Origin of the sequence: Methylobacterium phyllostachyos, assembly GCF_900103445.1 — a bacterium.
Lineage (GTDB): Bacteria > Pseudomonadota > Alphaproteobacteria > Rhizobiales > Beijerinckiaceae > Methylobacterium > Methylobacterium phyllostachyos.
Map to the genome: position 1 here is coordinate 16,924 of NZ_FNHS01000023.1, position 9,570 is coordinate 26,493.

15 protein-coding genes are annotated in these 9,570 nt (G+C 61.4%); 3 read left to right on the top strand and 12 right to left on the bottom strand.

What is annotated here, in order from left to right; translation table 11 throughout:
- Positions 1–211: 211 nt before the first annotated feature.
- The 3 genes from BLQ49_RS26160 to BLQ49_RS30910 all read right to left on the bottom strand — a co-directional run bounded on the left by BLQ49_RS26160 (position 212) and on the right by BLQ49_RS30910 (position 1,459).
- Positions 212–514, bottom strand: coding sequence for a hypothetical protein (locus tag BLQ49_RS26160; RefSeq protein WP_091721845.1), 303 nt, complete (start codon positions 512–514; stop codon positions 212–214).
- A gap of 62 nt (positions 515–576) precedes the next feature.
- Positions 577–990 carry a hypothetical protein gene (locus tag BLQ49_RS29265; protein ID WP_143012327.1) on the bottom strand — a complete coding sequence of 138 codons (414 nt, stop codon included), beginning with the start codon at positions 988–990 and terminating at the stop codon, positions 577–579.
- On the bottom strand, positions 980–1,459 hold the full coding sequence (locus BLQ49_RS30910; protein ID WP_091721847.1) for a Panacea domain-containing protein: 480 nt from the start codon (positions 1,457–1,459) through the stop codon (positions 980–982). The genes BLQ49_RS29265 and BLQ49_RS30910 overlap by 11 nt, the downstream gene beginning before the upstream one ends.
- 237 nt (positions 1,460–1,696) lie before the next feature.
- Here BLQ49_RS30910 and BLQ49_RS26170 point away from each other — a divergent pair, with 237 nt between their 5' ends.
- Positions 1,697–1,945 (top strand): hypothetical protein, encoded by a 249-nt coding sequence (locus BLQ49_RS26170; RefSeq protein WP_091721849.1) that lies wholly within the window; start codon positions 1,697–1,699, stop codon positions 1,943–1,945.
- 142 nt (positions 1,946–2,087) lie between these two features.
- On the opposite strand, the gene BLQ49_RS26175 is transcribed toward BLQ49_RS26170, so the two are convergent.
- Together BLQ49_RS26175 and BLQ49_RS26180 are read right to left on the bottom strand one after the other, a co-directional pair.
- On the bottom strand, positions 2,088–2,534 hold the full coding sequence (locus BLQ49_RS26175; RefSeq protein WP_091721851.1) for a Ros/MucR family transcriptional regulator: 447 nt from the start codon (positions 2,532–2,534) through the stop codon (positions 2,088–2,090).
- Positions 2,535–2,805: 271 nt separating this feature from the next.
- Positions 2,806–3,039 (bottom strand): hypothetical protein, encoded by a 234-nt coding sequence (locus tag BLQ49_RS26180; protein WP_091721854.1) that lies wholly within the window; start codon positions 3,037–3,039, stop codon positions 2,806–2,808.
- 735 nt (positions 3,040–3,774) lie between these two features.
- On the opposite strand from BLQ49_RS26180, the gene BLQ49_RS26190 reads away from it, so the two are divergent.
- A protein-coding gene (locus BLQ49_RS26190) for an IS3 family transposase (protein ID WP_091721857.1) occupies positions 3,775–4,886 on the top strand; the annotation gives its coding sequence in 2 pieces (ribosomal slippage) (positions 3,775–4,024 and positions 4,024–4,886; 1,113 coding nt in all).
- Between the two features lie 48 nt (positions 4,887–4,934).
- Here BLQ49_RS26190 and BLQ49_RS26195 read toward each other — a convergent pair.
- From BLQ49_RS26195 to BLQ49_RS26220, 6 genes are all read right to left on the bottom strand, one after another.
- Entirely contained in the window at positions 4,935–5,168 is a 234-nt protein-coding gene (locus BLQ49_RS26195; protein ID WP_091721860.1) for a hypothetical protein, read from the bottom strand.
- 9 nt (positions 5,169–5,177) lie between these two features.
- Positions 5,178–5,360, bottom strand: coding sequence for a hypothetical protein (locus tag BLQ49_RS26200; RefSeq protein WP_091721862.1), 183 nt, complete (start codon positions 5,358–5,360; stop codon positions 5,178–5,180).
- Between the two features lie 204 nt (positions 5,361–5,564).
- Entirely contained in the window at positions 5,565–5,789 is a 225-nt protein-coding gene (locus BLQ49_RS26205; protein WP_091721865.1) for a hypothetical protein, read from the bottom strand.
- Positions 5,790–5,890: 101 nt separating this feature from the next.
- Positions 5,891–6,073 carry a hypothetical protein gene (locus tag BLQ49_RS26210; RefSeq protein WP_091721868.1) on the bottom strand — a complete coding sequence of 61 codons (183 nt, stop codon included), beginning with the start codon at positions 6,071–6,073 and terminating at the stop codon, positions 5,891–5,893.
- A 79-nt stretch (positions 6,074–6,152) separates the two neighbouring features.
- Positions 6,153–6,386 carry a hypothetical protein gene (locus tag BLQ49_RS26215; protein WP_091721871.1) on the bottom strand — a complete coding sequence of 78 codons (234 nt, stop codon included), beginning with the start codon at positions 6,384–6,386 and terminating at the stop codon, positions 6,153–6,155.
- 136 nt (positions 6,387–6,522) lie between these two features.
- Positions 6,523–6,720, bottom strand: coding sequence for a hypothetical protein (locus BLQ49_RS26220; RefSeq protein ID WP_091721873.1), 198 nt, complete (start codon positions 6,718–6,720; stop codon positions 6,523–6,525).
- A gap of 750 nt (positions 6,721–7,470) precedes the next feature.
- Here BLQ49_RS26220 and BLQ49_RS29900 point away from each other — a divergent pair.
- Positions 7,471–7,647 (top strand): hypothetical protein, encoded by a 177-nt coding sequence (locus tag BLQ49_RS29900; RefSeq protein ID WP_167627790.1) that lies wholly within the window; start codon positions 7,471–7,473, stop codon positions 7,645–7,647.
- A 392-nt stretch (positions 7,648–8,039) separates the two neighbouring features.
- Here BLQ49_RS29900 and BLQ49_RS26230 read toward each other — a convergent pair whose 3' ends face one another.
- Positions 8,040–9,203 carry a PAS domain-containing protein gene (locus tag BLQ49_RS26230; RefSeq protein WP_091721879.1) on the bottom strand — a complete coding sequence of 388 codons (1,164 nt, stop codon included), beginning with the start codon at positions 9,201–9,203 and terminating at the stop codon, positions 8,040–8,042.
- Between the last annotated feature and the right edge of the window lie 367 nt (positions 9,204–9,570).

Here is a 9,570-nt window from a genome sequence, read left to right on the forward strand (position 1 = left end):
TCCGATAGCCACAGCTTCGGAACGGGCTTTGCTCTAGCAGACGCCAGTTCGTTCCTGAGACCACGAACCTCCTCAGCCCCGCCGGTCCAGCCGCGTGGGGCTTTCTTTCGACCTCAGCGCTGGTACTCTTTCGGCAGAGGCTCGGCGTAACGCACCGGGCGCTCCTTACCTTCAGCCCGCTCGGTTCGCCGGCGCGGGCTTTTTGTCGGCATCAGCGCGTCACCGCCTCGATGTCGTCCTCGTAGATCGAGTCCGGCTGGCAGGCGTGCCACTCCTTCTTCTCCTCGCTCTGCCCCTTCCGACCATAGCAGTAGCCGGCCTGGGCGAGACGCCCGCTCAACCGGTCATGAAGCCTGCACTGCTCATGGGTGACAGCCGGGTCCCCGGCGGCCTCACACGCTTGCGATGCTTTCAGCTCGGCGGTCAGTAGCTCGGGAACGGTCGGAAGCTGCTGCTGGGCCTGCGCCCCACCGGCAGCGACGACGAGAGCGAGGGCGGCGAGGGCTGTGCGCATCCCGGCAGGATAGCGGCCGGGATGGCGGTGTCGAGGATATATGCTGTACGAGCTTTCAACGTCTATGACTTCCGAGCTCCTACAAAAATTCCGGTCAGCACCATGCCAACAAGGCCTATGACGGTCACTCCTGTACTGCCGACGAGATATTTCAACACATCAGCGTCGACTGAAAATCCTTTAAACTTGAAACCATCAAGTATAATAGTCGCAAAACTCAATCCGCAATAACCAACCATAAATCGGTAGGTTTTTACAGCGAAGGGCTCAATGAGCTTATCAAGAATTTCGGTGGTGGCATTTTTGCGCTTTTGCTCGCGTAATTCATCCTCGAGGACCAGCTTCTCCTGAGAGATGCGATCGAATTGTGCCAGAAATCCGCTAAATTGTTCCTGAGTATATATTGCATCTGGCGCCGGTATTGAGACCGGCGCGCGCTTAAGATCATCAAGACTAGCTCGTTCTTCAGTGGGCACGCCCGGCCCGAGCTAGATCTAGATAATGGCGACGGATGAGTGAGTCCTGTATATCAGAGTCTCTACCAAGTTTAACGTATGTCTCTGTCCAAGGAGTTCCCGGCTGATGAGTCATTCGAGATAGCTCTGAGCCAGAAAAGCCGTTATATTTATCCCAGACCAAGTCAATTATTGCTTGCTCATCAACGCTCAAATGGGCCGCAATAGGCTTTGAAGTCTCCGGATCCTCCAAGAGCTTACTGCTTCTGCCAAACCCGTATCTCTTAATATGATTCCAGATCGACCTGTATACCGGCCCGCCATCCCAGGCCTCGGCATTTTCAACAACTAACGGCTGACCATTAATGGCTAAATTCCAACCGTGAGCAATGTACACGAGCTTTTGAATCCACATCTGGGCAGGAAGCCCAAATGCGCTGCGTCGTCTCAGAAACTCGTTTGCTATGCCCTTGGGCGAATGGTTCGGCATTTGATGGCACCGCCCCGCACGTGCGGCCCCCTCGAATCATCAGCCCGCGTCGGATTGTATCCGCGCGGGCTTTGATATCATGTAGTGGATATCGGACAAAAAGCGAACCATCTGCCTTGACGCACTTTTCGAAGCCGCACCCCCGGCCCATCGCCGTTCTCCTCAATGAAGATGACGCCGGCGGCTCGTGGTACGGCCATTGCTCGCCCGGCCCAACCACCCGTGCGAGGCGCCGCCATGCCGACCAGGAGCCAGGATCCAGCCGAGTACAGCACGCTCGCCGAGCGGTGCGCAGTTGCCATCGCCGACGCACACTGGTTCCGCCACATGGCGACCCGAGCCTTGCGGGACGGCAAGCCCAGGGCGCGGATCCGAGCCGAGCGGGCCCGCACGGCGGCACGTATCATCCTGATGCGAGCGAAGCAGGATGCCGCCACGCATCGCATGATCGTAGAGGCAGCGACGGCTGGGAAGAAGGCTACCTGATCCGGGTTGCCTTGGGCGCCTCTTCCATAGGAGCACCTTGCCAGTCTTGCCGATGGAGATGACGCCGGCGGCTTCGTGAGCTGATCCTGATCGCTCCTGAGATTGCGATAGCATGGCGATCAGGTCGTAGCTCAGATCTCGATTAGGCGACCTTGCGACGCCCCTTCGGAGCGCTCTTGGCCATGGCGCCTGGGCGTCCGAGGCCGATCGACTTCGCTAAAGCTGAGCGCATCTCGGCGTAGCTCGCAGCCACCATCGGGTAGTCCGCCGGCAGGCCGTAGCGGTCGCGGTAACCGCGTGGGTCGAGACCGTGCGTGGTCAGGTGTCGCCGCAAGGTCTTGTACGGGCGCCCGTCGATGAAGCTGATCAGCGCGTCCGGCGTGATCGACTTGCGGATCTGGGCGGCGGTCGGCTTCTCGACGTCAGCTGCTGGAGCATCTATGCCAGGGGCGCTACTGGACGCCAATCGAGAGACCGCGCCGTGCACATTCCTGATAAGGCTCGGAAGCTCAGATGTGGGGACCGGATTCTTTGAGACGTAGGCGGCGACGATGTCTCCTGCCAGTTCGACGGATGAATAGTGGGGCATAGGCTGATCCAATCGGATTCAGGCGAACCAGCTCGGTTCGCGACATGCGCCCTTATTGCATAGATATTTTATAAATTATTTGGTTATCGATTGAGTCTTTCAATACTCGCATGCGACAAATGTGTTGTGTTATCAGACCGCGAGCTTAGCATTGAGCCTGATAAAATTACCGTCTTTTGATGAGATAGTCGGGGCGGCATAAATCTTGGCGGGTGGCATACTGGCTTCAGCGCCTCTTCCACCAGGCGGAGGATGGGGCGCTATGGTTCGCTCAACTCTCGTTGACTTTCGTATGTTGCCGGATCTTGTCGAGGGCCTCATGCACAGCAGCCGGCCATGCCACATCATTCTCGTCGAGAAATTGGGCAGCGCCAATCAGTGCCCTGAGCCTTGGACGCGAGATTGATTGTGCCGGGATCTCGGACGCCAACATCTGCTCAGCAAGCGCTGTCGCCAAGCGCAGGACCTCGTCGAGATCCCGCGGATGAGCGTCGTCATCGCTCATTTCAGATAGCCCTTCGCCTTCAGGTACTTGGTACGAAACATTAGCTCGCTCCCGCGGCCTTCCTCAGCCGCCGCCGCCCGGCCTCTCGCCGTTGTCCCCAATGAAGTTGACTTCGGCGGCGTTGAGGGCGGCCTGGAGCTTGGCCCCGGTGTCGGCGCGGCCGCCGATCGGGCCGTCTGCTTCCTAAATCTCGCCAGCGAGTTGCTGACGGCCACCCTCATTATCGCTGTTCATAAAGTCGCCTGTCTCGCAAGCTTGCTGAAAGGGCTGCTGCGCAGTCCCGAGGCCTATCCTTCGCTTATAGGTCCATCGCCGCCGACACCGCAGGTCTCGAATGATACCGCGAAGTGATCATCCAATTCCCGGGCGGCCGCCTCACCGAACGTGCGACGCGCCATCGCCACCAGTTCGTCCCGCGTCGGCTCATTCATATCGACGGGGCAACAAGCGCTGAACGCAATGAGCTGCGGATGCATGGCGGCACCGGATGGCTGAGGGAACCTCTACAACGCTCATCCGGCAAGTTGGTTACTGCCATCTGAAGGTTTGCGCGTCAGTGCCCTGCTACCTTCGCCTGGAGTATTGCCTGCAGGACCGCCAGCGCGGCGCCACCCGGATGCCGGATCGGCTCCAAGCCTTCGTAGCGACCATGACCCCGCGCGCCTGGCGGTTGTGACCTTGCCCCCTGGTCTGCCCACGTTCTGAAGCTAGGGTCCGTCGATCAGGAGACGGACGATGAAGAAGAGCCGGTTCAGCGAAGAGCAAATCATTGGCATCCTGAAGGAGCAGCAGGCTGGGCTGCCGGTCACTGAGATCTGCCGCCGCCACGGTATCAGCGATGCGACGTTCTACACGTGGCGTTCGCGCTACGGCGGCATGGAGGTCTCGGACGCGCGCCGCCTGAAGGCGCTCGACGAGGAGAACCGGAAGCTCAAGAAGCTCCTGGCCGAGGCGATGCTCGACGTGGCGACGCTGCGTGAGGCGCTGGGAAAAAACTTCTGACGCCCGGCGCACGGAGAACAGCCGTGAGCTGGGCCATCAAGGAGAAGGGCTATTCGCAGCGTCGCGCCTGCAGGCTGATCGGCCTGGAGCCGAAGACGTACCGCTACGCCTCGACCCGTGGCGACGATGCGGCCGTGCGGGTACGCCTGCGCGGCCTGGCTGGCGAGCGCCGTCGGTTCGGCTACCGGCGTCTGCTCATCCTGTTGCGGCGGGAGGGCCTCACGCTCAACCACAAGAAGCTGTTCCGGCTCTACCGAGAGGAACGGCTGTCGGTGCGCAAGCGCGGGGGTCGCAAGCGAGCACTGGGCACGCGAGCGCCGGCCGCGGTGCCGCAGGAGCCAAACCAGCGCTGGAGCCTCGACTTCGTTTCTGACACGCTCGACAATGGACGCCGCTTCCGCATCCTCGTCGTGGTCGATGACTGCACGCGGGAGTGCCTGGCGCTGGTGGTCGACACGTCGCTGTCTGGACAGCGGGTCGCGCGCGAACTCGACCGGATCAGCGCGGGCCGGGGCAAGCCGCTGATGATCGTCTCGGACAACGGCACCGAGCTGACCTCGCACGCCATCCTGCGCTGGCAGGAGGAGCGTGCGGTCCAGTGGCACTACATCACCCCCGGCAAGCCGCAGCAGAACGGCTTTGTCGAACGCTTGAACGGGCGCTTGCGCGACGAGTGCCTGAACGAGCATCTCTTCCGGAGCCTGCCGGCGGCCCGGACCATCATCGAGGCGTGGCGGGTCGACTACAACACCTGCCGCCCCCACACGAGCCTCGGCGGGCTCACCCCGAACGCGTTTGCAACCCGGTCCAAACAGGACCAGAACCAGAACGGACTCTGGTTATGAACGGGGGCAAACAGGGGGCAAGGTCAGTTGCATCTTGGCCTCACCCGATCACGGGCCGGCTCGCGTCACGACACCCCATTCTGGGAGGGCGTGCGCAGCAGTGATCAATGCGGCGTCGGTCCAAGCCTTCGCCTCCATGAACAGGGCGAACCGTACCTTGATACTAGGATGCTGCTTGCCAGTCGTGGCGAACCAAACCTCGGCGAACAGCTCACGCGATGGCTCGCGAGCCTCAGCGACCTTCTCGGTAATGGCGCTCAGACGAGATGTGTTGGGCTTCATGTCAGTGGGTCAGTCCCGCTTGCTCTGAGCGTCAAGGCCCTTCAGCGGCACGCCAGTTCTGAACCGACCGTACTTGCGGCCGAGCGCTTCAAGGTAGGCTCCGACGACTCCCATGGCGGAGGGACGATCCTTCTCGGCGACGACCCGTAGCAGGCGCTGGCGGAAGACGGCGTCGGGCTCGGCATCGCTCAAGCCCTGTTCAATAGCGCGACGAGCCCGCACGCGAGAAGGCCCGCGCCCAGGACCACCAAAGGAGCGTACTCAACGCCTTCGTCGGTGAGAAGCTGCGTACCAGCCACTGCTACGACCGCGACGCCTATGACTGTCGCGGCCCGGCCGAGGCTCATCTCATGACGCCCTTCGCTTTCAGGTACTCGGTGAGGGCGGCAGACATGCCTAACCCTTGCTCCGATTGTTCATCTGAACAAGCCGGGTCAGCACCTCTTCAAAGCTCGGGTCTCGTTTCACGCCATCCACGACGGCCGCTGTCGCGATCAAATCGCGCTGCATGTCGGGCTCCAATAAGGGCCACGCCAGGATCACGGCCGCTCCTAATTGGGCCAAGGCGACGTTGTCCTGTTCGCCGTGCGGGTCGATGAGCGCACGATCTTGTTCGACCATGAAAACCTCCTGCTTGGCATCGAATATACACTCGCGGTAAAGGACGCTCGCGGGTACGAGAGGGGAATGAGGAGTAACCTAAACTGCCGGCAGCTTCGAATTTAAACAACACTACCTGTTGGAATGGCGCTGTCTAGCATAGCCTCCTCGTCCACGATGGCCCTATCGATCGCCTCGATCTCGGCCTGCACATTCTGAATACTCTCCTGCTGGTCCACCAGTTTGCGGCGGCCCATCACCATCTCCTGGCGTAGCTTTCTCAAAGCTTCAACTGGACTCAGCATAGGTTGCTCCTATCAGGACGCGTGGCTTTGACTTTTCGCCATGCTCCTCGATGTAAATGACGCTGGCGGCTGGCCCCGATCAGAGATCGGGCACATTCGCGTCGAGCCACTTTGCAGCCCCCAACAGTGTCGGGAATGCGTGCTGCCCGCGCTCGAACGGCGGCGGATACGGCGGGCTATCGTCGAGGGTCTCTGCCATCCAATCGCCCTCGCGACCGTCCTCGGACACGTCTCGGACGAGGCTGCCGACGACCTTGCCGTCGAGGACGAGATCGAAGCTGCCCGGGGCGAGGCGCTGAAGGGTGTAGGGCATCGGTTTTCCAAAACGGACGCCGCGCCACGCGACATCAGCGCTGCAACGCTGGGCGGGGATGTCAGTTCGCCCCCTCAGGATCCTCGCGGTGCCGCACGTAGCTCCGGCCGGTCAGACTACTCGGCTGAGGATACGGTCAGGCATCGTCTTCGGTGATATCATCCTTAAACCCGTCGAAACCCTTCAGGGGCACACCGGTCCGGTAGACGTCATACTTTCGGCCGAGCCTGTCGAGCTGCGCACCCACTCCGACCTGTGCCGTGTGCCGATCTTCATCAGCAACGACCTGCAGGAGACGCTTGCGGAAGATCGCATCGGGCTCGGGATCGCTCATGGCCTACCTCAAAGGGTGAACGCTCCGTCGGCGAGACTGATGGCTGCTGCCACAATGAACAAGGTTTGACCGGCAAGCGAGTGGCTCACAGTGAATCCAGCAGCCAGGCTGCCGCCATCATCGCGATCCCGCCGCACACCAGCGCTGTCGTGATATAGAGGTGGAAGCGGTCATAGAGGGGGATCGGCATCGGCGGCGATTCCGGAGGAGTGAGCCCATTGATGCCCGGGAACTAAGCCCACCCGCCAGCCCGAAATTTTCGCAGCCCATCAATTCAGTATTTGCGTGATCCACAGGCCACAACAGCTCGTGGTCAACCCTTGCCGTGGCCCGCGAGGCCGCCGAGGAGGACGACCGCGATAACGGCAATAGCGACTACTGCAGCGATGAGGATGGCACGCATCCAGCCGCTCCGCGATCACCGAAGGACGCCACTCTCATTTTAAATAGCCCATCGCCTTCAGGAAATTAATGATAAAGGTTATGAATGCGCCCACCACGGTTGTGCGGCATGACAGTGCCCACGCCGATTCCGCAGATCAACGCCAGTAGTCATCTGCTGAGTGGTTGAGAATGCGCAAGGCAGGGCGAACCGTGATGGTATGGCCGCCCGGCCAGCGTGCAAATAGGTTACCCCTGTCGCCGTCACGCTTCCCGCCAGTCGTTGCCCAGCGACGGAAGCATCCGCCTTCTCGTTCGTTGAGCCTTCAAGGGTGACGTCGTGCCCCGCGAAAAACCTGCTGAGGCGTCATGACAGCGCTCGCTATCCTGTTCGCAAGCATTGCTACCCTCGGTGCGTTCGTCGGGCTTGAGTATGTCGGCCACCCGATCGGTGGTCAGTCGATCACCGCCTACGGCTGGGGGCTTTGCCTTAACGCGGCTGCGATCGCTGCCTTTTTGGCTTACAGGAGCCTTCAGCGCGCCTGACCTTGGCCCGCCTCCGACCGGTTTTAGGTAAATTTGAACTTGTGGCTTAGGCCTCGTGCGCCAGCCGCTGTCCAATCTAGTGGTCCAAATCTAACGCTTGGTACCCGCCGCCAAGGGCTGCTCCCTACCCTTCTCTGAAGTTCAGAAGGTCCGCTTGCGCGCAGCCTGATCCAATTCTCTGACCAATCCTGACCAGGGGCGGCGAGAGGCGGTTTGTATCAGCGAGGTGACATGGTTCCGCAGCTCGACCTGACCGCATACGATCGGAAGCCCTTCCACATCGTCGATATCCCCCAGCCGCACGGGCTCCTGCGTGCCCTCGATGTGCACACTCTGGTGATTGTCCAAAAGGGTAGATCAGCGATGAGCATCACGAGGTCTCCCAGCGTCCGTCAACTTGCCTGCTGCAACAGCAGGTCAGTCGGCATCGATATCAGCACGCGCAGGCCTTCGGCTTCCCAGTTATAGACGATCTTGCCGCCGAGTTGGCCGCCGACGCTACGCTGGACCAGGGTTGCACCGAACCCAGCATATTCCGGCGGATGCGCGATCAGCGGCCCCCCTCGCTCGCACCAGATCAGGCCGATGCTCTTGGCGTAGCGGCGACAGCTCAGATTGACGGTGCCTGTGTCACTGGACAGGGCTCCGTACTTGACCGCGTTCGTCGCAAGTTCGTGGATGATCAGCGCGAGGCTCGTCACCGCCGTGTCGCGGATTGGAATATCGGCCCCATCGAACAACCGGATGCGGCGATGCGCGTTGCCCACGCCCTCGTAGGGCATCAGCAAGGTACGCAGTAGCGCCTGCAGGGTCTGCGCCGGGCGCGGCGCTGCCTCATCCGGGGGCGGCACCTGCAGGTACTCCAGCGCCCGACCGAGACTGGTGAAACGATCCCGCAGCGTCCGTGCATACGGCTGAACTGCTGGAGTGTTGCGTGCAGACAGGGTGACGAGGCCGTTGACCAGAGCGAAGACATTCTTCAGTCGGTGGCTCAACTCACGGCTGCACAGTTCGCGGTCGGTTCCTGCCTGAGCCAGGGCGGTGATGTCTCGCGAGACCGCGAGCAGGCCGATGGGATCCCCGTCATCGTCCAACATGCGCGAGAGCGTCACGTCCCAGTAGCGCGCCTCTCCGGAGCGGCCCGGACGCCAATGGCTGAAGCGAGCGACGCCCGTCTCCCGCACGACTTCGAGCCCTTCGAGAACGGCCGCCCGCGCATCATCGGGCCAGGACAAAACCCAGGGCTCGCCCTCGTTCTCGGCAGTTTCGCTGCTGCGCAGCTGCTGTAGCGCGGTCGGGTTGGCAAACTGAAGGTTGCCCTGCGGGTCGAGCACCTCGATGCAGTCCGGGCTCGCCTCGACGATGCACCGGCTCAGGGTCTCGACCGACCACAGGCCGCGCCGTACAGCCTCGATCGTGCCGGTATCGAACAGCCGGTGTTCCGCAGGCGCACGGCGCCGGGGTGAGCCGTAGCCATTCGGGCCGGGAGACAGCGCCAGAGAGAGACGATCCCACAGAGGTCCTGCCGCCATTGTCGGTTCCCGCGCCTTGGTCATGCATGACGAAGTGTCTAGCTATCGCTTGGCTACGGGAACTGCGCTTTCCCCCGCGATCAAAAGACAGTTACGCGGACATTTTACGGTAAATTAATCGTTACTTTGGCGAGCGCGCCCTCTATTGAGAATAAATCTGGATGAAATCTGCTTTTTGACGAGATGCGCCTCCCCCGCCAGTGTCATGGATAGCAGGCTGAAGCTGTGATGTTGCAAGCGCAGCGAGCCGCGCGAGCGTTCCTTGCCCCTTCATCGCCTGCACGGCTTCTTCCGACCCGAGCGCACTCAAGCCCCGTCGCCCGGTCCGGGTGGCGGGGTCTTTTACCGGGCGGATCATCGATCGTGGGACAGGGCGTTGGCATCCAACGTT

Coding starts and splice junctions, on each gene's coding strand:
- BLQ49_RS26160 (WP_091721845.1), bottom strand. CDS start 514: ATGCGCACAGCCCTCGCCGCCCTCGCTCTCGTCGTCGCTGCCGGTGGG.
- BLQ49_RS30910 (WP_091721847.1), bottom strand. CDS start 1,459: ATGCCGAACCATTCGCCCAAGGGCATAGCAAACGAGTTTCTGAGACGA.
- BLQ49_RS26170 (WP_091721849.1), top strand. CDS start 1,697: ATGCCGACCAGGAGCCAGGATCCAGCCGAGTACAGCACGCTCGCCGAG.
- BLQ49_RS26175 (WP_091721851.1), bottom strand. CDS start 2,534: ATGCCCCACTATTCATCCGTCGAACTGGCAGGAGACATCGTCGCCGCC.
- BLQ49_RS26180 (WP_091721854.1), bottom strand. CDS start 3,039: ATGAGCGATGACGACGCTCATCCGCGGGATCTCGACGAGGTCCTGCGC.
- BLQ49_RS26195 (WP_091721860.1), bottom strand. CDS start 5,168: ATGAAGCCCAACACATCTCGTCTGAGCGCCATTACCGAGAAGGTCGCT.
- BLQ49_RS26205 (WP_091721865.1), bottom strand. CDS start 5,789: ATGGTCGAACAAGATCGTGCGCTCATCGACCCGCACGGCGAACAGGAC.
- BLQ49_RS26210 (WP_091721868.1), bottom strand. CDS start 6,073: ATGCTGAGTCCAGTTGAAGCTTTGAGAAAGCTACGCCAGGAGATGGTG.
- BLQ49_RS26215 (WP_091721871.1), bottom strand. CDS start 6,386: ATGCCCTACACCCTTCAGCGCCTCGCCCCGGGCAGCTTCGATCTCGTC.
- BLQ49_RS26220 (WP_091721873.1), bottom strand. CDS start 6,720: ATGAGCGATCCCGAGCCCGATGCGATCTTCCGCAAGCGTCTCCTGCAG.
- BLQ49_RS29900 (WP_167627790.1), top strand. CDS start 7,471: ATGACAGCGCTCGCTATCCTGTTCGCAAGCATTGCTACCCTCGGTGCG.
- BLQ49_RS26230 (WP_091721879.1), bottom strand. CDS start 9,203: ATGACCAAGGCGCGGGAACCGACAATGGCGGCAGGACCTCTGTGGGAT.